Below are 25,886 nucleotides of genomic sequence, written 5' to 3'. Positions count from 1 at the left end.
AGCCCAGTAACGACCACCAGATTGAAAAAGCCCGCAGCGATGCGGGCTTTTTTGTCTCTGTCGTCAGGTGCGCAGCCGCTCGAGCTGGCTCGCCAGGGTGGTGGCTGCCTGCTCCAGCTGCTCGCTCAGCAGGTGACTGGCACTCGCCTCCTGCCCCAGGGTAGTGGCGGTATCCCCGATGCGCATCAGGTTCTGGTTGATATCGTCGCTGACGGCGCTCTGCTGTTCCGCGGCGGTCGCCACCTGGCTGATGTGATCATGGATCTGCTGGATCTGGGCCACCACCTGGTTGAGCGCCTCGAACGCCTGCTCGGTGCCTTCGACCGTGCTGACCGAGCGGTCGATGCCTGTGCTCATCAGTTGCTGGCTGCTGCTCACCTCGGCTTGCAGGCTGCCGATGAGCTGACCAATCTCGTCGGTGGACGAACGGGTCTTGTTGGCAAGGGCCCTCACTTCATCTGCCACCACGGCAAAGCCCCTGCCCATCTCGCCGGCCCGCGCCGCTTCGATGGCCGCGTTGAGAGCCAGCAGGTTGGTCTGCTCGGCGATGGCCCGGATCACGTCGAGAATGCGGCTGATATTGGTGCTGCGCTGCGCCACCTGGGCGACCGCCTTGTCCGCCTGGTGCATGTCCTCGACCAGGGTGTGGAGTTCGTTGCGGGCCCGGCTCAGGGTCTGCTGCGCCGTACTGACATGCTGGGTTGCCGCCTGGGACTCCTGGGCCGCCTGCTCGGCATAGCCCGCCACGCTGACCGCCGTCGTGCTCATCTCGTGCATGGCGCTGACCACGCTCTCCAGCTCCAGGCTCTGCTCGTCCAGGCTGCTGCGCATGGCGTCGGCCGTCTGCTTCATGCCTCTGGCCTGCTGATGAACCTGCTGTCCTATCTGCTTGCTGCCCTGCACCATGGTCCTCAGCTTGCCGAGGAAGGCGTTGAGCTGACCGCCCAGCTCGATGAGTTCCTGGTGGGTGTCGATGCGCATCTGCTGGGTCAAGTCCCCCTCACTGCTGGCGAGGTGGGAGACATGGCGGCTGATGAGAGAGAGGGGAGCCGTGATGGTCTGGATGAACCAGACCAGCAGACCCAGCGCCAGCAGGGTAATGACGACCATGGCCACCAGCTGCCGTTGCTGGGTGGCTTGCAGCAGGCCGGCGAGCTGGTCGCCGATGGTGTTGGCCTGGCTCATGGCCAGCGCCTTGGGCACCTTGATCATCAACCACCACTGGCTGTCGGCGGCGTCGATCTTGATGGGTTGCTGCAAGATGAAGTCGCTGTCGCTATGGTGCGCCTGTCCGTCCGGCGCCACCAGCCCGGCCTCCGTCAGGGGGCGCCCCAGCTTGTCCGCGTGACGATTGCTGCCGACGATAAAGCCCATCTTGCTGACCAGGGTCACCTCGGCCTGATTGTCATAGAGGCTCTGGCCAAGGCGTTCTGCCAGTTGCTGGAAGAGGGGCAGATTCATGTCCACCCCGGTGATCCCGACAAACCTGCCCTCCTTGAGGATGGGTACCGTCAGGCTGGTCATCAGCATCTGCTTGCCCGGACTTATCTCGTAGAGGTAGGGCTCCATCAGGCAGGGATGACGCGTCTCGCGACCGCAGAGATACCACTCGCTGTTGCGGATGCCGAACTCATTGCGCGAGGTGTCGAACTTGGCTTCGCTGGTTGCCGCATCTATGGTCTGCTGCGCAATGTCTCCGTTCTGTTCCCGGGTGAAATAGATCTCCAGACTGCCCTTGCCCGCCACCGAGTGGCTGGCGCCGGTCTGCCAGTCGGCATCCTGCCCGTCATAGCCATCGGGTTCGAACTGGGCATAGATGGAACTGATCCCGTCCGCCTGACGCAGGCGACTGCCGAGCAGCAGTTCCACTTGGGGGCGGCTCAGTCTGGTGTCCGGCCGTGCCAGGCTCCCTTCAAGCTGCGCCGCCATGCCGAGCGGTATCTGGTAGGACCGTTGCAACTGGTCTGCGATCTGCAAGGCGTACCGCTCAGCCTGGAACTGCAGGGTGCGCGATACCTCCTGCTCAAGGGCGCCGCGAGTCTGGGTCACTATCTCATCGCGCAGGCTGTTCAGGGAGGCAGACTGCATCAGGGTCATGGCGATGCCACTGGCGAGAAAGAGTCCCAGGGTGAGCAGCAGCAACTTGGTCTTGAGCGAGCGTTGTTTCATTCGGCAACTCCTTTTGGCAAGAATGACAACGAATTATCCGGATAGGGTCTGACCCTTGTACTGTACTGGATTTGTTGATGGGTTTGTGCGCGGCTTCTGGTTATAATTTTGGCCTTTCCAAGCGTTGATGGAACAGTCGCAATGAGCAATGCACTGAGCAGTATTCCTCCCGTGGTTGAGATGGATTACCCCTTCCCGGCCAAACCCGTCCCCTTGAGTCAGGCCGAGAAGAGCCGTTTCATCGAGGAGATCAAGGCACTCTTGGTCGAACGGCAGGCCGTGCTGATCGCCCATTACTACACGGATCCCGAGATCCAGGCTCTGGCGGAGGCCACCGGCGGCTTCGTCGGCGACTCCCTCGAGATGGCTCGCTTCGGGCGCGATCACGCCGCCCAGACCCTGATCGTGGCCGGGGTGCGCTTCATGGGGGAGACCTCCAAGATCCTGAGCCCTCACAAGCGAGTGCTGATGCCGACCCTGAAGGCGGAGTGTTCCCTCGATCTGGGCTGTCCCATCGACCAGTTCTCCGCCTTCTGCGATGCCCATCCCGATCACATCGTCGTGGTCTACGCCAATACCTCGGCGGCAGTGAAGGCGCGGGCCGACTGGGTAGTCACCTCCAGCATCGCGCTGGAGATAGTCGAGCATCTGGACAGCCAGGGCCACAAGATCATCTGGGGTCCGGACCGCCACCTGGGGGCCTACATCGAGAAGAAGACAGGGGCCGAGATGCTGCGCTGGCAGGGGCACTGCATCGTCCATGACGAGTTCAAGGCCCGCGCCCTGCGCGAGCTGAAAGAGCAGAATCCGGATGCGGCCGTGCTGGTGCACCCGGAATCGCCGGCCTCCGTCATCGAATTGGCCGATGCGGTTGGCTCCACCAGCCAGCTCATCAAGGCGGCCCGCGAGCTGCCCCAGCGCAAACTCATCGTGGCGACCGATCGCGGCATCTTCTACAAGATGCAGCAGGCCTGCCCGGACAAGGAGATGGTCGAGGCACCAACCGGGGGCGATGGCGCCACCTGTCGCAGCTGCGCCCACTGCCCCTGGATGGCGATGAACGGCCTGGCGGCCATCAAGGACGCCCTGACCGAAGGCGCAGAACAGCACGAGATCCTGGTGGATGAAGCGCTGCGCATCAAGGCCCTGATCCCGCTGGATCGCATGCTGGATTTCGCCGCCGAGCTCAAGCTCAAGGTGCAGGGCAACGCCTGATTGGGGTGGACGAACAGATGCAAAGAGGGCTCCCGCGGGAGCCCTCTTTATTTATCCGTCTGGCATATCGTCAGAGGATCACGGTAGAGAAGCTGTGTTCCTCGTCCGGTGCCACAGTGATGCCGGCGTCGGTTGTGATGGCCGCCTCGACGCAGAGCATGGTGCGGTAGCCATCGTCGCTCATGTCGGCCATGGCTGCGGCACCCTGTGCCCAGGGAGTCCAGACCACCACGCTGTCGTTGTTGCCGCTCACCACCCGGGTGGCGCGCTCCCCATCCTGGACCGCGACTATGGCCTCGGGCTGGCGATAGATGCGATCCATGGCCGCGGTGACGGTCAGTGCTCCCTGCTGCAGTTCGTTGCGGCCGGTCAGCTTGTCCAGATAGGGGGCGCCCAGCCCGGTCACGCTCACCGCTTCCGGGGCGCTTATCTGCAGATAGGTGTGCAGGGCCGCATTGTAGGTGAGAGGCGTCTTGCCTGTGTTGCGGGTAGTCAGTACCAGGGAGAGCTCCTTGCCCACCAGCACATCCAGCTCCAGGGCGAAGGCATGGGGCCAGAGTGCCAGGGTCGCTTCATCCTCCACCAGGGAGAGATGCACCAGGGTGCCGTCCTGGTGGTCACTCACCCCATCCAGGGTCCAGAGGCTGGTTCGGGCGAAGCCGTGGGCGGGCTTGTCGTCGCCGACCCGGGCCGGGGCCGGACCAAACCAGGGCCAGCACAGGGGAATGCCGCCGCGGATGGGCTTGTTGCCATCCAGTACCGCCTTGTCGCTGAGCCAGAGGGAGTCTGGTTCGCCATGGCGCTGGTAGCTCAGCACATGGCCGCCGAACAGGCTGATCTGCGCCTTGGCCTGGTCGTTGTGGATGGTGAGGATGGGCAGACCGGCTGCGTTGTTGGCGAGCTGGCAGTGGGCGGTCAGGGGGCGAGTGGATTGCATGGGGACTCCTGTCATCGAGAGAAAGAAAACAAAAAGGCGGCCAATGGCCGCCTTTTTTCAAGCTACGCGAACGCGCATCCCATTACTTGGAGATGTGAGCGATCAGGTCCAGAACCTTGCTGGAGTAGCCCATTTCGTTGTCGTACCAGGAGACGACTTTCACGAAGGTCTTGTTCAGCTGGATACCAGCCTTGGCGTCGAATACGGAAGTCTGACGCTCACCCAGGAAGTCGGTGGAAACCACTTCGTCTTCGGTGTAGCCCAGCACGCCCTTCATGGCGCCTTCGGAAGCGGCTTTCATCGCTTCACAGATTTCAGCGTAGGAGGCTTCTTTCTTCAGGTTGACGGTCAGGTCAACAACGGACACGTCCGGAGTCGGTACGCGGAAGGCCATGCCGGTCAGCTTGCCGTTCAGTTCCGGGATAACCACGCCAACAGCCTTGGCCGCACCGGTAGAGGACGGGATGATGTTCTGAGCCGCACCGCGGCCACCGCGCCAGTCTTTGGCGGACGGACCATCAACGGTCTTCTGGGTAGCAGTGGTAGCGTGAACTGTGGTCATCAGGCCGGACTCGATACCGAAGGTATCGTTCAGCACCTTGGCGATGGGGGCCAGGCAGTTGGTGGTGCAGGAAGCGTTGGAAACGATGTCCTGGCCAGCGTAGGAGTCCTGGTTGACACCCATGACGAACATGGGGGTGGCATCTTTGGACGGACCAGTCAGCACGACTTTCTTGGCGCCGGCGGCGATGTGCTTGCGAGCGGTCTCGTCGGTCAGGAACAGGCCGGTGGCTTCGGCAACAACGTCAACACCGATCTCGCCCCATTTCAGGTTGGCCGGGTCACGCTCGGCGGTAACGCGAACGGTCTTGCCGTTGACAACCAGGTTGCCGTCTTTGACTTCAACGGTGCCCTTGAAGCGGCCGTGAGTGGAGTCGTACTTCAGCATGTAAGCCATGTAGTCAACGTCGATCAGATCGTTGATACCGACCACTTCGATGTCAGCGCGCTCGGCGGCCAGACGGAAGACGAAACGGCCGATGCGGCCAAAACCGTTAATACCTACTTTGATAGTCATAATTGGTTACCTAACTGTTCAGTAGTCAAAGAAAATTCCGTTTGTAAATTTACTAGAACTCCCCCGTGAGTCAACCAACAATCTGTCTGAAATTGCGCTATATCATGAAAAACTGTGAAATTTATTTTCTGTTTATGTAACTCACTACCAGTTTTTGTCGAAAAGAGATAACCCAATACTGCCTGCCTTGTCACACAACCTCAGGACTGAATGTGTAAAAATAGCGGCGGTTTGGCGTGGCCGACAGCGCCAGCGCACGAGCTCGACCCATAAAAAACAAACAAAATAGTATAGACAGAATCCACAGCGGGAATTCTCAAACTATGACCACCCTGATTGAACAGCTGGCTGCCGCCAAAGGCATTGCCAGCGAGTATGTCGATGCCTGGGGCCAGCCGGCCCTGGTATCCGAAGAGAGCAAGGCCGCCATGCTGGGCGCCATGGGTTATCGCGTCGATGATGAGAGCGCCCTGACCGAGCAGCTGGAGCAGGAGCACCGCCAGCACTGGCTGCGGGCACTGGATCCCGTGATGGTGGTACGCAGCGGCGAGCCCGTCACCCTGGAAGTCCGTCTCCCCATCGATTTCGTCAACGACGCCCTCACCTGGCAGCTTGCCCAGGAGCAGGGACCCGTCTTGTCCGGCAAGATCACCCCCATCGACGGGGAGCTGGTCGGGGTAGCCGAGTTCGAGGAGATGGAGTGCCAGGCCTATCGCGTCGCGCTGGATGTGCAGCCGGAGCTTGGCTATCACCAGCTGACTCTGCTGGAGGAGGGCAATGAGGAGCCGCTCGCCACCATGCGCCTCATCGTCGCCCCCAAGGCGTGCTACAAGCAGGCGCCGATTGCCAACGGCCGCAAGGTGTGGGGCCCGAGCGTCCAGCTTTACTGCCTGCGCAGCCGCACCAACTGGGGCATGGGGGACTTCAGCGATCTCGGCCAGCTGGTAGAGAAAGCCGCAGCCTGGGGTGCCCATTTCGTGGGTCTCAACCCCATCCATGCCCTCTATCCGGCCAATCCCGAGAGCGCCAGCCCCTACAGCCCCTCGTCCCGTCGCTGGCTCAACCTGGCCTATATCGACGTGGAGGCGGTGCCCGAGTTTCTGGCCAACGAGCGGCTCAAGGCCGAGGTGGCGACGCCCGCCTTCCAGCAGCACCTGGCTGAGCTGCGCGCCAAGGAGAACGTGGATTACACCGGCGTCATCCAGACCAAGATCGGCATGTTGCGCCAGGTGTTCGACCAGGCGAGCTTTGGTGCCGAGCGTCAGGCCGCCTTCGATGCTTTCGTGGCGGCCGGCGGTGACAGCCTGCAACAGCAGGCGACCTTCGATGCCCTGCAGGCCCACTTCTACGGCAAGGGTGAGAACGCCTGGGGCTGGCCGGTCTGGCCGGAAGCCTTCCGTGACTACCACAACCCAGCCGTGGCGGCCTGGATGGTGGAGCACCAGCAGGATGTGAATTTTTATCTCTATCTGCAGTTCCTGGCCGACGAGCAGCTGGCCCGGGCCGATGCTCGCGCCAAGGCGGCCGGCATGGTGATGGGGATCTACCGGGATCTGGCGGTCGGCGTCTCCGAAGGCTCCACCGAGATCTGGGCCAACCGGGATCTCTACTGCCCGAAAGCCTCGGTCGGTGCCCCCCCCGACATTCTCGGCCCCCTCGGCCAGAACTGGGGCCTGCCCCCCATGAACCCGAACCAGCTGTTCGAGGCGGCCTATCAGCCCATGGTGGATCTGTTCCGCGCCAACATGCGCGCCTGCGGCGCCCTGCGCATCGACCACGTGATGGCCTTGCTGCGCCTGTGGTGGGTGCCGCCCGGAGCGTCCGCCGCCAAGGGCGCCTACATCTATTACCCGGTCAACGACCTGCTGGGGATCCTGGCCCTCGAGTCCCACCGCAATCAGTGCCTGCTGATCGGGGAAGATCTCGGCACCGTGCCGGAAGGCATAGACGTGACCCTCAAGGAGAACGGGGTGCACTCCTACAAGGTGTTCTTCTTCGAGCGCTCCAAGGCCGATGGCGGTTTCATCTCTCCCGCTCACTACACCGAGCAGGCAATGTCGGCCCTGACCACCCACGACATGCCGACCCTCAAGGGCTTCTGGCATTGCGACGATCTGGCGCTGGGACGCGAGCTGGGCTTGTATCCAGATGAAGACGTCCTCAAGACCCTGTATGCTGATCGCCACCAGGCCAAGCAGCGGATCCTCGACAGCCTGCATGCCCATGGCGTCATCTCCGGCAACATCAGTCACGACGTGAACTGGGTCGGCATGAACACCGAGCTCAACCATGGCCTGCAACTGCATATGTCCCGCGGCAGCTGCGCCCTGTTCAGCACCCAGCTGGAGGACTGGCTGGAGATGGACAAACCGGTCAATGTACCCGGGACCAGTTACGAGTACCCCAACTGGCGTCGCAAGCTTTCAAGGGATCTGGAAGATATCTTTGCCGACGAGGCGCTCAAGGCGCTGGCGGGCAAGATGAGCCAGGCCCGCGATGAGGCCAGTCGTTGAGTCCCATTACCATGACTCGCTTACATCCGCTCGGGCCCAGGCCCGGGCGGATGCTCTGCTCTGAAAGGATGTGCTTATGCTTGTTGAACGTTTGGCGGCGGCCCGTTGCGCCGATCCCTTCTCTCACCTGGGCCTCAGCGTCAATCCCGATGGCCCTGGCCTGCGGCTGAGAGCCTGGCTGCCCGATGCGCTCGAGGTCCGGGTCAAGGATCTCAAGTCGGGCAAGATAGTTGCCACCCTCAGCCCCAGTGACCCATCGGGTCTTTTTGAAACTGTTTTCACCCGCCGCAAGAATCCCTTCCCCTATCAGTTGCTCGTCCGTTACGCCGACGCCACCTCCGAGCTTGTCGATCCCTATCAGTGTCAGGATGCCGCCTGGACCGGCCTGGCGGAGCTGACCGCACAACCGGAGCATCTCTATCACACCTTGGGCGCACAACTGCGCACCGTGGATCTCCTGGGCCAGCAGGTGGAAGGGGTCCGCTTCGCCGTGTATGCCCCGAGCGCCACGGCGGTGAGCCTCATCGGCGACTTCAACTTCTGGGATGGCCGTCGCCACCCCATGCAGCGCAGCCTGTGCGGTCACTGGGTGCTGTTCGTGCCTGGGCTCAAGGCCGGGGATCGCTACAAGTTCGAGCTCAAGGATCCCATGGGCAACCGGCTGCCTCACAAGAGCGATCCGGTCGGTTTCTATTGCGAGCAGTATCCGTCGTTCGCCTCCGTGGTGTACGACCACGAGCAGTACCAGTGGCAGGATGGCGACTGGCAGGCACGTCAGGGAGGGGACAAACGCCAGCAAGCCATGTCCATCTATGAGCTGCACGTGGGCTCCTGGAAGCGGCACCCGAACGGCGACAGCCTGAACTGGCGCGAGCTGGCCAGCGAGCTGGTCGATTACGTCACCGACATGGGCTACACCCACATCGAGCTGCTGCCCGTCTCCGAGCACCCCTTCAGCGGCTCCTGGGGCTATCAGCCGGTGGGCATGTTCTCCCCTACCAGCCGCTTTGGCAGCGCCGACGACTTCAAATACTTTGTGGACAGATGCCACCAGGCGGGCATTGCCGTCATCCTGGACTGGGTCCCGGCCCACTTCCCGTCCGACGCCCATGGCCTGGCCCGCTTCGACGGCACGCCGCTGTATGAATACGAGGATCCGCGCCGGGGCTGGCACCCGGACTGGAACTCCTACATCTATGATTTCGGCCGCGATACGGTGCGCCAGTTCCTGGTGGCGAGCGCCCTCTACTGGCTCGACAAGTTCCACATCGACGGTCTGCGGGTGGATGCGGTCGCCTCCATGCTCTATCTGGACTATTCACGCAACGCCGGCGAATGGGTGCCGAACGTGGATGGCGGCAACCACAACTACGAGGCGATCAGCCTGCTCAAGTGGTTCAACGAGGCGGTCTACGATCAGTATCCCAATGCGGTGACCATCGCCGAGGAGTCCACCGCCTTTGCCGGTGTCTCCAAACCCACCTTCCTGGGGGGACTGGGATTTGGCTTCAAGTGGAATATGGGCTGGATGCACGACACCCTGAGCTACATGCAAAAAGAGCCGATCCATCGCCGTTACCACCATAACGAGATGACCTTCGCCATGGTGTATCACTATGACGAGAACTTCATCCTGCCGCTCTCCCACGACGAGGTAGTGCACGGCAAGCACTCCCTGCTCTACAAGATGCCGGGGGACGAGTGGCAGCAGGCCGCCAACCTGCGGGCCTACATGGGTTACATGTACGGCCACCCCGGCAAGAAGCTCAACTTCATGGGCACGGAAATCGCCCAGAGCAGCGAGTGGAACCATGATGCCCAGCTGCCCTGGCAGCTGCTGCAATTCCCGAAACACGCGGGGCAGCAGGCCCTCATCCGCGACCTCAACCGCCTCTATCGCAGCGAACCCGCCCTGTTCGAGGCGGATCACGAGCGCCAGGGCTTCCGCTGGCTGGATCACAGCGATGCCGACAACAGCATACTGGCCTGGCTGCGGGCCGATCTGGCGGGGGGCGCCCCCGTGCTGGTGGCCAGCAACTTCACCCCGGTGCCGCGTCAGCGTTACCGGTTGGGGGTGCCGGCGGCCGGCCACTACCGGGTCTTGCTCAACACCGACAGCGAGCATTACTGGGGCAGCAACTATGATGTGGGCGTGGTGTTCGTCGCCGAGCCGACCCCCTGGCAGGGCATGACGCACAGCCTGGTGCTGGACTTGCCCCCCCTCGCGACCTTGTTCATCAAACAGGAGTCCTGATGCGTGACATAGAGAAGGGAAGCGGCCAGCGCCTCGGGGCCTGGCTCGATGATCTGGGGTGCGAGTTCTGCGTCTGGGCGCCGCGGGCACGGCGGGTCGAGCTCTGTCTCTATGACGAGCAGGAGCGAGAGACGGCGCGTCTGACGCTGCCCGGGCGGCGGGGTCAGTACAGCTTCGGCCATGTGAAGGGCATCAGGGCGGGTCAGCGTTACGGCTATCGCGTCTACGGGGAACCACAGGATGGCCTGCTGTTTGATGGCGACAAGTTGCTGATCGACCCTTACGCCCGCGCCCTCTCCCGCCCGCTGCGCTGGGATCCGGACCTGTACGAGGGGGACAGCGCCCCCATGCAGGCCAAGTCGGTGGTGGTTCAGGATGATTTCGACTGGCAGGGGGTCAGCAAGCCCGGGATCCCGAGCCAGCAGACTGTCCTCTACGAGGCCCACGTCAAGGGATTCACCAGGCTGCATCCGGCCATTCCCGAGGCCGAACGCGGCACCTATCTGGGCATGTGCCATCCCCATATCCTGGCCCACCTCAAGGCGCTGGGGATCAGCTCGCTGCAGCTGATGCCGGTGGCGGCCTTCATGGCCGAACCCAGGCTGGAGCAACTGGGACTCACCAACTACTGGGGCTACAACCCGGTCGCCTTCTTCGCCCCCGAGCCGCGCTATGCCGTGGCGGATGCGGTGACCGAATTCAAGACTATGGTGCGCGAGCTGCACCGGGCCGGGATCGAGGTGATCCTGGACGTGGTCTACAACCACACCGCGGAGTCCGGCTTCGACGGCCCCATGCTGTCGTTCAAGGGCTTCGACAATGCGGGCTACTACGCCTTCGAGGCGGGAGCCCATGGTCCGGACTACCATCGCCACGCCAACGTCACCGGCTGTGGCAACAGCGTCAACCTGGATCACCCCAACAGCCTGCGCCTGGTACTCGATGCCTTGCGCTACTGGGTGACCGAGATGCAGGTGGATGGTTTTCGCTTCGATCTGGCGGTGACCCTGGCCCGGGAGGTGGGGGAGTTTGAGCCCATGGGGGCCTTCTTCAAGGCGGTGATGGCCGATCCCGTCCTCGCCGGGGTCAAGCTGATCGCCGAACCCTGGGACATAGGCCCGTTCGGCTATCGGCTCGGCCAGTTTCCCAGCCAGTGGCAGGAGATCAACGATCGTTACCGGGACACGGTGCGTGCCTTCTGGCGCGGGGATGGCGGCAAGATGGCGGATCTCGCCACCCGGTTGATGGGATCCCGGGATCTCTTCCCCAAGAACTGGCGCTCCCCCCGCACCAGCGTCAACTACCTCTGCTATCACGACGGCTTCACCCTGGAGGATCTGGTCTCCTACAACCAGCGCCACAACCAGGCCAACGGCGAGGACAACCGGGATGGCCATGGCCACAACCTCTCCAGCAACCACGGGGTGGAGGGGCCCACCCTGGATCCGCGCATCAACAATCTGCGCCAGCAGCAAAAGCGCAACCTGATCGCCACCCTGCTGATCTCCCAGGGGACGCCGCACTTTCTCGGCGGAGACGAGATGGGGCGCAGCCAGCTTGGCAACAACAACGCCTACTGCCAGGACAACCAGATCAGCTGGGTCAACTGGCAGTGGCGACCGGAGGATGAGCGCCTGCTCGCCTTCACCCAGCAGATGATGGCCCTGCGGGCCGAGTCGGAGGTCTTCTCCAATCTGCGCCTGTGTGACGACGACTGGAGCGGGCCCCAGGCGCATTGCCACAGGGTCGACTGGTATCACCCGGATGGCCACAGTCTCACCGAGCAGGATTGGCAGGCCCCCATGGGGCAGGCGTTTGCCATGGACATAGGCGCGTTGGACGAGGAGGGGGAACGCTGGCTGGTGCTGTTCAATGCCAGCGGTTACGACATCCAGTTTCGTCTGCCGCCGCCGGGGAATGGCATGGAGTGGATCCAGACCATAGACACGGCCACCAACGACGGTCTGCCCTTCCTGCCGGATGACATCAAGCGCCAGGTGGCGGTGGGGAGGGCCCACTCCCTCAAGCTGCTGGAGCGGGTCTCCCAGGTGGTGGAGTCCAGCGGTCATCATGCCCCCTGACCCCAGGGGCCGATGTCGCGCGGTAGGTGGCGGTCATCATGCTCTCTACATCCCAGAGGTCGATGTCGCGCGGCAGGTGGCGGTCATCATGCTCTCTATATCCCAGGGGCCGATGTCGCGCGGCAGGCGGCGGTCATCATGCGCTTTGACAGGTCGTGCTGCTGGCGGGATCACAAACTGGCATAACCGGACATTGTGTGGGGTGGAGTCGGTGAGGCTGGCTGGTTATGCTGTGGCTCCCGTCACCGACAGTGTGACCGACCAAGTGCCACGGAGGCTGGATGAGTGCAATAAACCCCGAGGCCTGGCGTCAGCGCCTGACCCCGGAGCAGTACCATGTCTGCTGGGAGAAGGGGACCGAGCGACCCTATAGCGGCGCCCTGCTGCACAATCGCAAGAGCGGTGATTACCTCTGCACCTGCTGCAAGAGCGTGCTGTTCCACTCGGAGGCCAAGTTCGATGCTGGCTGCGGCTGGCCCTCCTTCGATCGGGCCATCGAGGGGACTGTGACCTACACAGAGGACAGCAGTCACGGCATGAAGCGGGTGGAGATCACCTGCAGCGGGTGCGGTGCCCATCTGGGCCATGTCTTCCCGGACGGGCCGACCGAGACGGGGCAGCGCTACTGCGTCAACAGCCTGAGTCTGGAGTTCGAGCCCACCCCCGACCCCTGAGATCCCCTGGCATGAAAAATGGCGCCTTCCCCTGCGAAGGTGCCATTTTTTTATGGGCTCTTGGTTGGCCCTCAGGCCAGCAGCAGGCTGCTTCCCATGAGCAGGGCGGCCAGGACCAGCACAGGCAGCTTGATGATGCGCAACAAATAGAAGCCGATGGCGGCCAGGGCCAGATCCCGGGGGGTGAGCACGGCGCTTTGCCAGATGGGCTGGTAGAGGGCGGCCAGCAGCAAGCCGACCACGGCGGCATTGATGCCGGCCACGGCGCCCGCCAGCCTGGGCCTGGCCAGCAGGGATTGCCAGCAGGGGCCGAGGGCCCACAGCAGCAGAAAGCCGGGCAGGAACAGGGCAAGGGTGGCGAGCAGGCTCCCCAGCAGCGCCTGCTGCGGCAGCAGCAGGGCGCCCAGGTAGCTGGCCAGGGTAAACATGGGGCCGGGCACCAGCTGGGCCAGACTGTAGCCGGTCAGGAACTGGCTGGCCCCCAGGGTCTGGCCCGCGCTCTCTTCCAGCAGGGGCAGCACCACGTGGCCGCCGCCAAACACCAGGCTGCCCGCGCGATAGAAGTCAGCAAGCAGGCGGCCGGGCTCGGAGGACGCCAGCAGGGGCAGGCCGAGAAACAGCAGGGCAAACAGGATCAGGGTCGGCCAGTGGGGCCCTTGCCACGGCGGTACGGGGGCCGTGCTTGCCATGGCCTGGCGGGCGCAGATCAGGGCCCCGGCCAGCAGCATCAGCAGCTGGGTGAACAGCCCGGGTTGCCACCAGAGGGCGGCAGCCGTCGCCACCATGATGCCCAGGGAGAGGCTGTCCCGGCAGAACTGGCGGGCCATGGTCAGCACCGCATCGGCCACCACCACCAGGGCCAGCAGCTTGAGACCGTGCAGGGCCGCATCCAGCCAGAGGTTGGCCGTCAGTCGCTCGAGACCGAGGGCGGCGAGCAGCAGCAGCAGGAAGGAGGGCAGGGTGAAGCCGACGAAGGCGGCCAGTGCCCCGCCGAGCCCGGCCCGGTGGCGGCCGATGGCGAAGCCGAGCTGGCTGGAGGCAGGGCCGGGCAGCAGCTGGCACAGGGCCAGCAACTGGGCAAATTCGCCCTGGTTGAGCCAGCCCAGACGCGTGACGAAGGTGCGCTGGAAGTAGCCGATATGGGCGGCGGGGCCACCGAAGCTGGTGCAGCCCAGCCAGAGGAACTGGAGGAAAACCGGGATCATGGCGCTGTGCTCACGATAGAGATGGCAAGGGAACTCTCAGAATATGACAGTCCGGTGTCACTTTTATGACGACGCTTGCGGCCGTACGGGCTGATAGCTGGTCCCCGCGAGCCAGCAGGCAATGGCCTGACGGCTGGCATCGAAGTGGGGTTCGGGCAGCGCCCTTGGATCGCACCAGCGCCACTCCTCGCACTTGTCCGGCTCGCGCAGTTCGGGCTCACCGCTTACCTCGGCCAGCAGGGCGACGGAGACATAATGCAGGCCGCTCTCGCGCCAAGTCTCCAGGTTGTTGCTCACCGCAACGACCCTGGGATACTGGATGATGAAGCCGGTCTCTTCCTCCACCTCGCGCACCGCCGCCGACTCGAAACTTTCGCCAAGTTCGAGGTGGCCGCCAGCGATGGACCAGTAGGGGGAGTGGCTCCCCTTGCGCTTGCCGATCAGTACCTGTCCCCGGGGATTGACCAGGATGACGCCGATCCCGACGCGGGGGTAAGGAGTAGACATTTGAAATCCTCGATTTGGATTTATATGAGGCCATCTAAGAGGGTGTTTTCTGACCAGAATGATGCGGGTATCGACCTCCGACGCGGGGGCAAGGTGTCGATGCTGGAATGCCACGCTGGCTGAACACCATAAAAAAACGGGACCACATTAGAGCCTGTGGACCCGTTTCGCAAGCCGCCAGCGAGGGGCTATCAATCCAGCTTGATCAGCATCTTGCCGGTATTGCGTCCCTCGAACAGGCCGATGAAGGCGGCAGGCGCCTGCGCCAGCCCCTCATAGACGGTCTCGCTGGCCTGCAGCTGACCCTGTTCGAAGGCGGGCGTCACCTCGGCCAGGAAGTCGCCATAGTGCTGCCAGTGATCGAAGACGATCAAGCCCTGCATGGTGAGGCGTTTGCGGATGATCTGGGAAAGGTTGCCCGGTCCCCCCTGACCCGCGCCATTGTACTGGTCGATGAGGCCGCACATGACGATGCGACCGTTGACCACCATGTGATCCAGCGCGGCCTCCAGCATGGCGCCCCCCACGTTCTCGAAATAGACATGGATCCCCTCGGGGGCCAGACGCGCCAGCTCACCGGCCAGATCCTGGGTCGTCTTGTAGTTGATCACCCCATCTATGCCCAGGGCTTCGAGGGCCGCGACCTTGTCGGCCGAGCCGGTGGAACCGATGACGCGGGCGCCTGCCAGCTTGGCCAGCTGCACCACCATGGAGCCCACGGCCCCCGAGGCGGCGGAGACCAGCACGGTTTCGCCGGCCTGCAGGCGAGCTATCTTGTGCAGGCCGACCCAGGCGGTCATGCCCGGCATGCCGAGGGCGCCGAGGAAGCGCTGGGGCGGCAGCGAACTGGCAGGCAGCCGGGTGAGGGCGGCGCCAGGAGCGATGAAGCGATCGCGCCAGCCCTGCATGCTGCTGACCTTGTCGCCGATGGCAAAGTCCGGATGACGGGAGGCGACCACGGTACCGACGGCGCCGCCGTCGAGGGCGCTGTTGAGGGCGAAGGGCGGCACATAGCTCTTGGCCAGGGACATGCGACCCCGCATGTAGGGATCCACCGACAGCCACTGGTTGCTGACCTCAACTTCCCCGTCGCTCAGAGGGGGCAGCGCCACTTCGGCCAGGGTGAAATCGCTCGGGCTGGGCAGGCCGCTGGGGTAGCGCAGCAGGTGGATCTGGCGGCTGATATGGCTCATTTGGTTTCCTCCAGCAGTTGGCCGTTGAGCAGCAGGCGGGTGGCGACATTGCCCCGCATGGCATTGGCGAAGGGGCAGGTCTGGTGGGCCTTGCGCACGATTTGCTCGGCGAGTTCCCCGCTCAAGGTCACCTCCAGCAGGATGGCGAAGGTGAAGGTGCCATCGGCGCGGGCCAGCAGATCGACCGTGGTGGCGACGGGGGCGCTGGCCAGGGGTGTGCCCAGGGCCTTGGCCACATGCAGCAGGGCGTTGGAGAAGCAGGCGGCATAACCGGCTGCCAGCAACTGCTCCGGGTTGTTGCCCTGGCCGTTGCCGCCGAGGGCGGTGGGCAGGGCGAGGGCCAGTTGCAGGGTGCCGTCCTGGGTGTGGACTTCCCCGTTGCGACCGGCCTGGGCCAGTGCCTGGGTGCGATAGAGGCTCTTCATGATGATGGCGTCTCACTATTGTTTGTGTGCAAAGTAAATTCAGGCTAATACCGCGGCACGCTCTTGACAACTATTTTGTGTGCAAATTATTTGGGTGGTGATTAATCTTGGGTATACTGGCCCCCCAGTCAGCGAGGTAGTGCCATGAGCGAATTGAAGAAACAGGTCTGTTTTGCCCTCTACAGCGCCGCCAATGCGGTGATGCGTGCATACCGCCCCCTGCTGGATCGGCTGGATCTCACCTACACCCAGTATCTGGTGATGCTCTCCCTCTGGGCCGAAGACGGGGTCAGCCTCAAGCAGATTGGCCAGGATACCGGGCTGGATGCGGGCACCCTGACCCCCATCGTCAAGCGGCTGGAGAGCAAGGGCTGGCTCACCCGCACGGTGTCGACGGAAGACGAGCGGCAAAAATGCGTGGTGCTGACCGACGCGGGACGTGCCTTGCAGGCCGAGGTGCGAGCCTGCTGCCTGGCCGACAACTTGCGCAATCAGGTGGACTTGAACGATGCTGAGCTGACCCAGCTCAAGGGACTGTGCGATCGCATCTCGCACCAGCTGGGTCGCTGATACCCATCTGGCAACGTGAGGAGATCATGGATGAAAAAGACAAGCCGACTGGCCCCCCTGCTGGGGCTCTTGCTGGTGGCCTGTGGTGGTTCGGGCCAGCATACCCGCCCGCTGGAGATCGATGATGCCGACGCCTGGCGCGCCATCTGCAAGGATGGCACCCGGGTCAAGGCGGTGCGCGAGCAGGGGATCTGTGACGATCATCATGGGGTGGCCATGTGGATGAATAAGCCAGGGGAGGCTGCCACGGCAGAGGAAGCCTCCAAATGAGGGGAGATCCTCATCACAAAATGACGCAACCGACCGCCCTGGTCGGTTTTTTTTCGCGATCCCGCCAGCAGTTTGCCCGACTGTTCATGGTGCACTCAGTTTTCTCTTCCCATACTGGCCTCACAGTCCCGCAAGAGGAGTACCAAATATGCAACATTGGGTCGGGCTCTCCATCTTATGGGGGCTAGCCAGTTTCGGCGTACAGGCAGATTTCATCGAGAGCCGGGATCCGGTGGAGCCGCTCTGGCATGCCCAAGCCCAGGTCGAGATGGAAGGCTACTTGATTGAATCCCTTGGCGAGGGGCGCTGGGTATTCGATACCGGCTCCGACAGCCTGCTGGTGGAGTTGCCCCAGGGGCGGGTGGCCGCCCCCGATGAGCGGCTGCTGCTGAGCGGTGCCCCGCGTCAGGAGGCGGAAGGCTGGCTGTTGCAGGTCGAGGACGTCAGCACGGTTGCGACCTGACCGCCAGCACAGGCGATGCATGCAAAAGAGGAGGCCATGGCCTCCTCTTGTCGTTTTCATCAAGCCCCGGCCCTCAGCCGAGGTGATTGAGGGGCAGCGCCGTCTTGTGCTTGATGCGACGCAGCACGAAGCTGGATCTCACTCCGGTCACCCCGGGAATATGGGTCAGCTTGTCCAGCAGGAAGTGCTGGTAGTGCTCCATGTCCCGCACCACCACTTTGAGCTGATAGTCGGCATCATTGCCGGTGATCAGGTCGCACTCGAGTACTTCTGGCAGGGCGGAGATGGCGGTGTCGAAGTTCTCGAACCGCTCCGGGGTGTGCCTGTCCATGGAGATGTGGATGTAGGCGGTGAGGGTGAGCCCGAGTTGACGGGCGTTGAGCAGGGTGACATGGGTGTCGATGAGCCCCGCATCCTCCAGCGCCTTGACCCGGCGCGAGCAGGGGGAGGGGGAGAGGCCCACCAGCTCGGCCAGTTCCAGGTTGCTGATGCGGCCATTCTCCTGCATCAACTCCAGAATATGGCGGTCGATACGATCCAGTTTCAGCATGCTTTGCCACCTTGTCGCAATGTTTGATTGTATTTTCATAGGTTAAGGGTGAGTCATTGCAAAAACAACCGAAAAGAACAGGATCTTCGCAACCACTCTCCCGGGCGGCTTCGGTACTATGAACTCATCAAACGGTGGTCAGGCAGCGGCAGTACCCAGCCCCTGAGGCGACGAGTTCAACCGGACTCCTAGCACCACGAGACGTCACGCCTTATCGGGCCATGACCGACAGATACGGGCTTACCGGTCCGTAAAAAGCAACAAAGCAGGCCTCCCGGCGCCTGCTTTGTTGCTTTTTGCATGCCGGATCCCGGCTCAGGCTGCGGCTTCTGGATGGGGCGGACGGATGCGGTAGAGGCAACGGTGATCGCCGCTGAGCAGGTACTCCTCCCGCTCGACCCGGGCCGGGGCCAGCAGCTCGGCGAAGATGGCCAGCTCGCTGCGACAAAACCCCTGACAGCCCCGTGCCGCCACGCAGATGGGACAGTGACTCTCCCACAGCAGCCAGCTGCCATCCTCTTCCTGGCGCGTCTCGGCCATATAGCCTTCCCGGGTGCGCAAGGCCGCCAGTACCTCCACTCGCTGCGCCAGGGGCAAACCGGCCAGCTCTGCCCGGTAGCGCACCAGCTGCTGCTGTTCCCGCTCCGTAATCACCTTGTCCAGTCCACTCTCCCCAAACAGCTGCTGCACGGATTCAATCAGGCGCAGGGTCAGTTCGCCATGACCATCGGGGAAGCGTTGCCAGGCCTGCTCGGTCAGTTGCCAGAGCCGACTCGGTCGACCCCGGCCCCGGGCTTCATCCCGAAAGCTCACCCAGCCGTCGGCCTCCATGGCGTGCAGGTGCTGACGGGCCCCCATGGATGTCATTTGCAGCTGCTCCCCCAGGGCGGCGGCGCTCTGGGGTCCTTGGGTCTTGAGCAGGTGAAGTATCTTGTCGGTGCTGGCGTTCATGGGGCGATCCTGGTTATCGAGCGGCGCTGGCCGACAGCGGCGGCGTCCTGGGGGATCCACGGCATCTCGAGCGGGTGAAGTATCTTGTTGGTGCTGGCGTTCATGGGGCGATCCTGGTTATCGAGCGGCGCTGGCCGACAGCGGCGGCGCCCTGGGGGATCCACGGCATCTCGAGCAGGTTAAGTATCTTGTTGGTGCTGGTGTTCATGGGGCGATCCTGGTTATCGAGCGACGCTGGCCGACAGCGGCGGCGCCCTGGGGGATCCACTGCATCTCGAGCGGGTGACGTATCTGGTCGGTACTGGCGTTCATGGCATCCCCGATTGCTGTGCTTGATGGGAATTATGGGCAGGCGGATGATTTAAATCAACAATTCACTTTACAAAACATCTGGCGTTCATCAGTATAAATAAACTTTTAACTTTACATAATGGTGAGTGCAATGGAGAGCCGCAAAGACAAGGCGAGTCTGTGGGTATTGGTGATGACGGTGACCCTGGCGGTGGCGGGCTTCAGCCTGCCTTCCCCGGTGCTGGCACCCCTGATGCTGGATCCCGGCCAGGGCATGCTGACCCCCGACGCCTCGGACTGGAGCCGCAAGGTGTGGCTCGGGGTCATCATGGGACTCTATCCGCTGTTTCAACTGCTGGGGGCCCCCTTGCTTGGCAGGCTGTCGGATCGTCATGGGCGCAAGCCGGTGCTGACCCTCTGCCTGGTGGGGGTGCTGGCGGGGTATGTGTTGATGGCGCTCGGCATTGCCTGGCGCTCCCTGCCGCTGTTGCTGCTGAGCCGAGTGGTGGAGGGCTTCTTCAACGGCGACATCGCCATCGTGCAGGCGATGGCCGCGGACATGAGCACGGCCCGGACCAAGGCGCGCAACTTCGCCCGCATCAACATCGGCATGAACCTGGGCTGGGTGGTGGGCCCCATGATAGGGGGCTATGCGGCCGTGGTGTCGGGGGATTACAGCCTGGCGGCCTGGCTGGCGGTCGGGATGACGGTGGTCAACCTGCTGCTGGTGCTCTGGCTGCTGCCAAACCGTCCCCCGGTTCCGGCGACCCAGGATGAGACGCCCCTCTCGACTCGCCAGCTGCTGCTGCAACCTCGCCTCCTGCCCTACTTTGCGCTGACCCTGCTCAGCTATGGCGCCGTGCAGCTCTATTTCAGCTATTTCAATGTCTGGCTGGTGGACGAGCTGGCCTGGGATCCGGTGCAGCTGGCCCAGGCCGCCGTGCTGGTGAGCGTGCCCATGATGCTGGGGTCCTGGATCGGTGAGCAGCTGGCACGCCACTGGCGCGGCAGCTCCCTTGGCATCGTCGGCCATCTGGTGATGGCGGCGGGCATGCTGATGTTCATCCTGCCGAGCCAGTGGTGGGGGCTGGCGCTCACCTTCATCCCGGCCGGCATCGGCATGAGCCTGGGGGAGCTGGCCACCTCGGTGGCCGTCTCCAATCGCAGCCATGCCAGCCAGCAAGGGCAGGCCATGGGGCTCTACCGCGGCATTGCGGTAGGCAGCGAGATCCTCGCCGTGGTGCTGGGCAGTCTGGCATTGCTGGCGGGCAATCAGTGGCCCTTCTATCTGGCGGCGGGAGCCGGCCTGCTCTGCGCCCTGGGATTCTATGCCCTGCGCCGCCGGGCCGACAGGCGCAGGCAGATCACAGAATGGGCGACCCAGGCGGGATGAGACTTGCATCGGGGTCGGGAGTCTGGGAATTTATCCCCTTTGTGGCTCAGCAGATGGGAGGGGATATGACGCAGTACAAGGCGATCGCACTCGACATGGATGGCACCTTGTTGACCCGGGATCACAGGATCTCCAGTGCGACCAGGGCGGCGCTGGCCGAGGCCAGATCCCGCGGCATCAAGGTGTTGCTGGTGACGGGTCGCCACTTCATGACGGCGCGTCCCTTCCACCATGAGCTGGGGCTGGATACCCCCATCATCTGCAGCAACGGCGCCTATCTCTATGACCCGGCAGGGGATCGGATCCTCTGTGGCGATCCCCTGGCCAGCGAGCCCCTGAGCCGCCTGTTGGCCGCCATGGCCGAGGAGGAGGTCGAGGCCTTGGCCCACCTCTCCCACGGCATAGGCCACATCGGTTGCGAGCCCTATGTCACCCGGATCCGCGACTGGTTGGCCAATGCGGCGCAGCAGCACAGGGTGCAGTTGCTGCCCCAGAGCGGCGCCGACCTGCTGGCCCAGCCCCAGGTGTGGAAGCTGGAGCTGTTTGGTCAGGAGCCGGCCCGGCTGCACGACTTCGTCAGCCGGGTGGTGGAATCGCTGCCGTTTACCCAGGACTGGGCGGCGCCCTATGCGGTCGAGCTGGTGCAACCCGGTTGCAGCAAGGGCAACCGACTCGCCCAGTGGGCGGCGGGGGAGGGGATCCCCCTGGAGCAGGTGGTGGCGTTTGGCGACAACAACAACGACATCAGCATGTTCGAACGGGTTGGGCTGGCGGTGGCCATGGGCAATGCGGCCCAGCAGATCCAGGGGATGGCCCACAAGGTCACGGCGGATCACAACGAGGATGGCATCGCGCTGGGACTGGCGCGCTGGGTGCTCTAGCCCCTTGATGAAAGAGGCCCATGGTTTTCCATGGGCCTCTTTTTTCGTCTTGTTACAGCTTGAACTCGATCACCCTGGGGGGATGGCGCAGGCGGTTGTACTCCTGGCGCAGGGCCGCGTCGCGGCGCAGGGCCCGCTCCCTCTGATAGCGATAGCCGTCGCGCCTGGCGCTGTCGCCCTCGGTGCGGATCAGCTGCTCGAGCCGGCGTATTTCCCGCTCGTTCTGGCCGATGGCCTGGGCCAGCTCGTCGAGGCGGGCGGCGAGTTGATACTCCCGCTGGCCGCGCTCGAACTGGCGCAGGAAGGTCTCGTCATGGGGGCAGACCCCCTGATACTCCTCCCCGTCGCGTCCCTTGCGATAGGCGAGCTCCGGGATGCAGTAGAGCTCAAGTCCCTTCTGGTAGCCTCGCTGCCACTCTCCCAGATCCGCCGCGATCCCGTGTTCGCCGCAGCGCTCGGCGTACCCCTTGCCCGCATCCGGCGCCTTGCCCTGTTCGCCATCGGCAAAGCCCAGGTTGTACCAGCTCATGGTGGCGCACTCCTCCCGGGAAAGGCTGCTGCAGGCCCCCAGCAGCAGGCAGAGGATGAGCAGAGCGGCTCGTGATCCCGTGGTTGTCATCATGGTTGCACTCCTTGCGGTGTCGCAGACGGCGGTGTGTCGTGGGATGCGCATTCTAGGAGTGGGGCGGCTCGGGAACAAGGGGGAGCCGCTGCTTTTGCCCCGGCTCGGTCAGGCAGCGGGGGGAAGGAGACGAGATGGCGGGCAAGGCTTCTCTTGCAGGCAGCATGAGAGTAAACTTGCGGCCACTTTTTAACAGCCATGCAACAACGCACATGAAAGTCCTGACCGTCGACTACCGGGCCCCCGATGCCGCCCAACGCTTCACCGAATCCCTGCGCACCACCGGCTTCGGTGTGCTGACCCATCACCCCATTCCCAAGGAGCTGGTACAGGGGATCTACGACAACTGGTATCGCTTCTTCATGAGCGAACGCAAGCAGGATTTCCTGTTCAACCGGGAGACCCAGGACGGCTACTTCCCGCCCTCGGTGTCCGAGGTGGCCAAGGGCCACAGCCAGAAGGACATCAAGGAGTATTTCCACCTCTACCCCTGGGGTCAGATGCCGGACGAGCTCAGGGCCCAGGCCATGGAGTACTACCAGCTGGCCAACAACCTGGCCGCCGAGCTGCTGGGCTGGGTCGAGCAATACACCCCGAGCGATATCGCCGCCAACTACAGCTGCCCGCTCTCCTCCATGATCGAAGAGAGCCAGAAGACCCTGTTGCGGGTGCTGCACTACCCGCCGTTCGATGGCACCGAGGAGCCGGGCGCCATCCGCGCCGCCGCCCATGAGGACATCAACCTGCTGACCATACTGCCCGCCGCCAACGAACCGGGCCTGCAGGTGAAGGGATCCGACGGGGAGTGGATGGATGTGCCCTGCGACTTTGGCACCCTCATCATCAACATCGGCGACATGCTGCAGGAGGCGTCCGCCGGTTATTACCCCTCCACCACCCACAGAGTCATCAACCCGACCGGCGGCAGCGTCAGCAAATCCCGCATCTCCTTGCCGCTGTTCCTCCATCCGCGCCCGGACGTGGTGCTCTCGGAGCGTCACACCGCCCACAGCTACCTGATGGAGCGGCTGCGGGAGCTCGGCGTGATCTGAGCCGGTCAGCCTGCCCATCCTGCATCAAAACCGGAGCATCTTTGCTCCGGTTTTTCATTGTTGGCATCATTGTCATGAATGTGGCGATATTTTGGTGATTCCTGCTAATTTTTCCGCGCTCACGCCAGATTTCACCATTGTGATTGCGCAGCCCCTCCCTTACTCTGGCCGCCGCTTTTCGCCAGCGGCATCCCAGGCCCTGGCCCTGACCCCGGAGTTCATATGCAGCAGTCCCAATGGTCATCCCGGCTTGGCTATATTCTCGCCGCCGCGGGATCGGCAGTCGGCCTCGGCGCCATCTGGAAGTTTCCCTATGTGACGGCCGCCAACGGCGGGGGCGCCTTCCTGCTGGTGTTCCTGCTGTTCAGTTTTACCCTGGGGGTGGCGGTGCTGATGGGGGAGACCCTGCTCGGCAGCCTGAGCCGCCGCGGGGTGGTGGGGGCCATGGCCAGTCTGGCGGGTCCGCGCTGGCGCTGGCTCGGCGCCATGGGCCTGCTCTGCAGCCTGCTCATCTTCTGTTTCTACAGCGTGGTGGGAGGCTGGACCCTGGGTTACACCGCCATGGCCCTGTCCGGCAGCCTCAACAGCGGTGATGGTGCCGCCCTCACCGCCCGCTTCAACGACTATGTGGCGGATCCCTTCTGGCCTTTACTCTCTCACCTGGCGTTCGCGGCCCTCGCCTGGTGCTGCGTGCAGGGCGGGGTGCAGAAGGGGGTGGAACGTACCCTGCGCTGGATGATGCCGAGCCTGCTGGTGATGATGTTGCTGCTCGCCGCCGTAGGATTGACCCTGCCCGGCGCCATGGCAGGGGTGCGTCACTTCCTGCTGCCGGATTTTGACAAGCTCGGCATGGAAGGGGTGCTCGACGCCATGGGGCTGGCCTTCTTCTCCCTCTCCATCGGTCTTGGCATCCACACCACCTATGGCGCCTACCTGTCCGACAGCGAAGGGGTGGGGCGTTCCAGCCTCTGGGTGGTGCTGCTGGCCAGCCTGATCGCCGTGCTGGCGGGACTGATGATCTTCCCCGTGCTGGCGGCGACCGGCATAGATCCCACCGCCGGGCCCGGGCTCACCTTCATGACCATGCCGGCGGTGTTCCAGCAGCTTCCCTTCGGCCAGGGGCTGGCCAGCCTCTTCTTCGCCCTGCTGGTGGTGGCGGCGCTCTCGTCGGCCATCTCCCTGCTCGAACACCTGCAATGCTTCGTCAGCGAGAGCTGGGGCTGGCGGCGACGCAGCAGCTGCACCCTGATCATCGCCCTGGTGATGGCGGGGGGCATACCGGTCAGCCTCTCGTTCGGCCCCTGGTCCGGGGTGACCCTGTTTGGCAAGAATATTTTCGAGCTGCTCGATTTTGTCACCTCCAACCTGATGATGCCGCTGTTCGGTCTCGGCCTCACCCTGTTGCTGGGGTGGCGGCTGGGCCGCGCCATCCTGCCCAAAGGGCTGGGTCAGCCCTGGCAGGCGCTGCTGCTGGGGGGGTGGCGCTGGCTGGCGCCCCTGCTCATCGGCGGCATCCTGATCCGCGGCTTGGGATGAGGCTGGGGGTGGACCTGGGGGTCGGCCGACGAAACGGCGATGTGTGACGGCACCGACTCGATCAAACCCTGCCTTGAGTGAGAAATCAGGATTTTTCAACCGATTTTGCCGAGAATGTTCGACAGGAACTGTCAACTTGCCTTGCCATGGTTTAGGCTGTCGCCCACTCGTTTTCCGGGCCCTATGCCATGGCATGGGGCCCCGCTCGATGCAGTCGCTCCAGTTATTGCCATATGAGGCGCTTTGGGGCGGACTGACGAGCCGGATCTTGTTGCAGGGTCGCCGCGAGGCGGCCCTTTTTGTGTGTCCATCATGGAGTCAATCATGTTGTCCTCAAGGGAGTTGGTATGAGCCAGGTGCAGTGGTCTTCACGTCTCGGTCATGTGCTGGCCGCCGCCGGCACGGCGATCGGCCTCGGTGCCATCTGGAAGTTTCCGTATGTGACCGCCACCAATGGCGGCGGCGCCTTCCTGCTGCTGTTTCTGCTGTTCAGCTTCACCCTGGGGGTGGCCGTGCTGGTGGGGGAGACCCTGCTCGGCAGCCAGAGCCAGCGCGGGGTGCTCGGTGCATTCAAGAAGCTGGTGGGGCCTAACTGGCGCTGGATGGGCTACATGGGCATTCTGTGCGGCTTTTGCATCTACAGCTTCTACAGCGTGGTGGGTGGCTGGACCCTGGGCTACGTGGGCTTCGCCGCCATGGGACGCCTCAACTTGAGTGAGGGGGATGCCCTGACCGCCCTCTTCACCGGCTATGTGAGCAATCCCTGGTGGCCTGCCCTGACCCATCTGCTGTTCGCGGGCCTGACCTGGTGGTTCGTGCAGGGGGGGATCCAGAAGGGGGTGGAACGGGCGCTGCGCTGGATGATGCCTGCCCTGTTCGTCATGATGCTGCTGCTGGTGGGGGTGGGGCTCTCCCTGCCGGGCGCCATGGCGGGTGTACGCCAGCTGCTGCTGCCGGACTTCAGTCAGCTGAGCGGCCAGAGCGTGCTCGATGCCCTGGGGCTGGCCTTCTTCTCCCTCTCCATCGGCCTTGGGGTTCACACCACCTATGGCGCCT

At 63.5% G+C, this 25,886-nt stretch carries 23 protein-coding genes; 13 read left to right on the top strand and 10 right to left on the bottom strand.

Annotated elements, in window-relative coordinates:
* Nucleotides 1–63 precede the first annotated feature (63 nt).
* Nucleotides 64–2,169: a methyl-accepting chemotaxis protein gene (locus BN1119_RS00255; RefSeq protein ID WP_041992159.1), complete on the bottom strand. Its 2,106-nt coding sequence runs from the start codon at nucleotides 2,167–2,169 to the stop codon at nucleotides 64–66.
* 141 nt (nucleotides 2,170–2,310) lie between these two features.
* Here BN1119_RS00255 and nadA point away from each other — a divergent pair, with 141 nt between their 5' ends.
* The gene (nadA, locus tag BN1119_RS00250; protein ID WP_041992155.1) at nucleotides 2,311–3,384 is read left to right on the top strand and encodes a quinolinate synthase NadA; all 1,074 of its coding nucleotides are present in this window, start codon (nucleotides 2,311–2,313) and stop codon (nucleotides 3,382–3,384) included.
* Nucleotides 3,385–3,454: 70 nt separating this feature from the next.
* On the opposite strand, the gene BN1119_RS00245 is transcribed toward nadA, so the two are convergent.
* Together BN1119_RS00245 and gap are read right to left on the bottom strand one after the other, a co-directional pair.
* Nucleotides 3,455–4,321 carry a D-hexose-6-phosphate mutarotase gene (locus BN1119_RS00245; protein WP_041992152.1) on the bottom strand — a complete coding sequence of 289 codons (867 nt, stop codon included), beginning with the start codon at nucleotides 4,319–4,321 and terminating at the stop codon, nucleotides 3,455–3,457.
* A gap of 82 nt (nucleotides 4,322–4,403) precedes the next feature.
* Nucleotides 4,404–5,399 (bottom strand): type I glyceraldehyde-3-phosphate dehydrogenase, encoded by a 996-nt coding sequence (gene gap / locus BN1119_RS00240; protein ID WP_041992149.1) that lies wholly within the window; start codon nucleotides 5,397–5,399, stop codon nucleotides 4,404–4,406.
* A 323-nt stretch (nucleotides 5,400–5,722) separates the two neighbouring features.
* Here gap and malQ point away from each other — a divergent pair, with 323 nt between their 5' ends.
* The 4 genes from malQ to msrB all read left to right on the top strand — a co-directional run bounded on the left by malQ (nucleotide 5,723) and on the right by msrB (nucleotide 12,921).
* Nucleotides 5,723–7,912 carry a 4-alpha-glucanotransferase gene (malQ, locus tag BN1119_RS00235; RefSeq protein ID WP_041992147.1) on the top strand — a complete coding sequence of 730 codons (2,190 nt, stop codon included), beginning with the start codon at nucleotides 5,723–5,725 and terminating at the stop codon, nucleotides 7,910–7,912.
* Between the two features lie 76 nt (nucleotides 7,913–7,988).
* Nucleotides 7,989–10,166 (top strand): 1,4-alpha-glucan branching protein GlgB, encoded by a 2,178-nt coding sequence (gene glgB, locus BN1119_RS00230; RefSeq protein ID WP_041992145.1) that lies wholly within the window; start codon nucleotides 7,989–7,991, stop codon nucleotides 10,164–10,166.
* On the top strand, nucleotides 10,166–12,247 hold the full coding sequence (gene glgX, locus BN1119_RS00225; protein ID WP_041992142.1) for a glycogen debranching protein GlgX: 2,082 nt from the start codon (nucleotides 10,166–10,168) through the stop codon (nucleotides 12,245–12,247). Before glgB ends, glgX begins: the two co-directional genes overlap by 1 nt.
* A 281-nt stretch (nucleotides 12,248–12,528) precedes the next feature.
* Entirely contained in the window at nucleotides 12,529–12,921 is a 393-nt protein-coding gene (msrB, locus tag BN1119_RS00220; RefSeq protein ID WP_041992139.1) for a peptide-methionine (R)-S-oxide reductase MsrB, read from the top strand.
* 71 nt (nucleotides 12,922–12,992) lie between these two features.
* Here msrB and chrA read toward each other — a convergent pair whose 3' ends face one another.
* The 4 genes from chrA to BN1119_RS00200 form a co-directional block, all read right to left on the bottom strand.
* Nucleotides 12,993–14,126: a chromate efflux transporter gene (chrA, locus tag BN1119_RS00215; RefSeq protein WP_041992136.1), complete on the bottom strand. Its 1,134-nt coding sequence runs from the start codon at nucleotides 14,124–14,126 to the stop codon at nucleotides 12,993–12,995.
* Between the two features lie 63 nt (nucleotides 14,127–14,189).
* Entirely contained in the window at nucleotides 14,190–14,633 is a 444-nt protein-coding gene (locus tag BN1119_RS00210) for a nucleotide triphosphate diphosphatase NUDT15 (protein ID WP_041992133.1), read from the bottom strand.
* A 191-nt stretch (nucleotides 14,634–14,824) separates the two neighbouring features.
* Nucleotides 14,825–15,826, bottom strand: a complete 1,002-nt coding sequence (locus BN1119_RS00205) for an NADP-dependent oxidoreductase (protein WP_041992131.1) — start codon at nucleotides 15,824–15,826, stop codon at nucleotides 14,825–14,827.
* The gene (locus BN1119_RS00200; RefSeq protein ID WP_041992127.1) at nucleotides 15,823–16,251 is read right to left on the bottom strand and encodes an organic hydroperoxide resistance protein; all 429 of its coding nucleotides are present in this window, start codon (nucleotides 16,249–16,251) and stop codon (nucleotides 15,823–15,825) included. The genes BN1119_RS00205 and BN1119_RS00200 overlap by 4 nt, the downstream gene beginning before the upstream one ends.
* Nucleotides 16,252–16,395: 144 nt before the next feature.
* Here BN1119_RS00200 and BN1119_RS00195 point away from each other — a divergent pair, with 144 nt between their 5' ends.
* The 3 genes from BN1119_RS00195 to BN1119_RS00185 all read left to right on the top strand — a co-directional run bounded on the left by BN1119_RS00195 (nucleotide 16,396) and on the right by BN1119_RS00185 (nucleotide 17,554).
* Complete coding sequence (locus BN1119_RS00195; RefSeq protein WP_041992124.1) at nucleotides 16,396–16,821, top strand: MarR family winged helix-turn-helix transcriptional regulator; 426 nt, start codon at nucleotides 16,396–16,398, stop codon at nucleotides 16,819–16,821.
* Between the two features lie 30 nt (nucleotides 16,822–16,851).
* Complete coding sequence (locus BN1119_RS00190; protein ID WP_041992121.1) at nucleotides 16,852–17,091, top strand: hypothetical protein; 240 nt, start codon at nucleotides 16,852–16,854, stop codon at nucleotides 17,089–17,091.
* A 148-nt stretch (nucleotides 17,092–17,239) separates the two neighbouring features.
* Entirely contained in the window at nucleotides 17,240–17,554 is a 315-nt protein-coding gene (locus tag BN1119_RS00185) for a hypothetical protein (protein WP_041992118.1), read from the top strand.
* Nucleotides 17,555–17,627: 73 nt separating this feature from the next.
* Here the strand turns inward: BN1119_RS00185 and BN1119_RS00180 are convergent, their stop codons facing one another.
* The gene (locus tag BN1119_RS00180) at nucleotides 17,628–18,104 is read right to left on the bottom strand and encodes an Lrp/AsnC family transcriptional regulator (protein WP_041992115.1); all 477 of its coding nucleotides are present in this window, start codon (nucleotides 18,102–18,104) and stop codon (nucleotides 17,628–17,630) included.
* A gap of 315 nt (nucleotides 18,105–18,419) precedes the next feature.
* Nucleotides 18,420–19,055, bottom strand: a complete 636-nt coding sequence (locus tag BN1119_RS00175; RefSeq protein ID WP_041992111.1) for a helix-turn-helix transcriptional regulator — start codon at nucleotides 19,053–19,055, stop codon at nucleotides 18,420–18,422.
* A 442-nt stretch (nucleotides 19,056–19,497) separates the two neighbouring features.
* Between BN1119_RS00175 and BN1119_RS00170 the strand changes: the two genes are divergently transcribed.
* Together BN1119_RS00170 and BN1119_RS00165 are read left to right on the top strand one after the other, a co-directional pair.
* Entirely contained in the window at nucleotides 19,498–20,739 is a 1,242-nt protein-coding gene (locus tag BN1119_RS00170) for an MFS transporter (protein WP_041992107.1), read from the top strand.
* Between the two features lie 65 nt (nucleotides 20,740–20,804).
* Complete coding sequence (locus BN1119_RS00165) at nucleotides 20,805–21,620, top strand: Cof-type HAD-IIB family hydrolase (RefSeq protein WP_041992103.1); 816 nt, start codon at nucleotides 20,805–20,807, stop codon at nucleotides 21,618–21,620.
* A 52-nt stretch (nucleotides 21,621–21,672) separates the two neighbouring features.
* Here BN1119_RS00165 and BN1119_RS00160 read toward each other — a convergent pair whose 3' ends face one another.
* Complete coding sequence (locus BN1119_RS00160) at nucleotides 21,673–22,242, bottom strand: DUF2799 domain-containing protein (protein ID WP_052448011.1); 570 nt, start codon at nucleotides 22,240–22,242, stop codon at nucleotides 21,673–21,675.
* A gap of 212 nt (nucleotides 22,243–22,454) precedes the next feature.
* Here BN1119_RS00160 and BN1119_RS00155 point away from each other — a divergent pair, with 212 nt between their 5' ends.
* The 3 genes from BN1119_RS00155 to BN1119_RS00145 all read left to right on the top strand — a co-directional run.
* A complete protein-coding gene (locus tag BN1119_RS00155) occupies nucleotides 22,455–23,294 on the top strand; it encodes an isopenicillin N synthase family dioxygenase (RefSeq protein WP_041992101.1) in 840 nt (279 codons plus the stop codon).
* A 222-nt stretch (nucleotides 23,295–23,516) separates the two neighbouring features.
* Nucleotides 23,517–24,830, top strand: coding sequence for a sodium-dependent transporter (locus BN1119_RS00150; RefSeq protein WP_041992099.1), 1,314 nt, complete (start codon nucleotides 23,517–23,519; stop codon nucleotides 24,828–24,830).
* Nucleotides 24,831–25,177: 347 nt separating this feature from the next.
* Nucleotides 25,178–25,886, top strand: a 709-nt coding sequence (locus BN1119_RS00145; RefSeq protein ID WP_041992096.1) for a sodium-dependent transporter, incomplete at its 3' end; no start/stop codon positions are given.

It is taken from the genome of Aeromonas bivalvium (assembly GCF_000819765.1).
In the GTDB taxonomy this organism is placed as follows: Bacteria; Pseudomonadota; Gammaproteobacteria; order Enterobacterales; family Aeromonadaceae; genus Aeromonas; species Aeromonas bivalvium.
The sequence above is the reverse complement of the archived record's forward strand: the minus strand, read 5'-3'. Positions and strand labels throughout refer to the sequence as shown.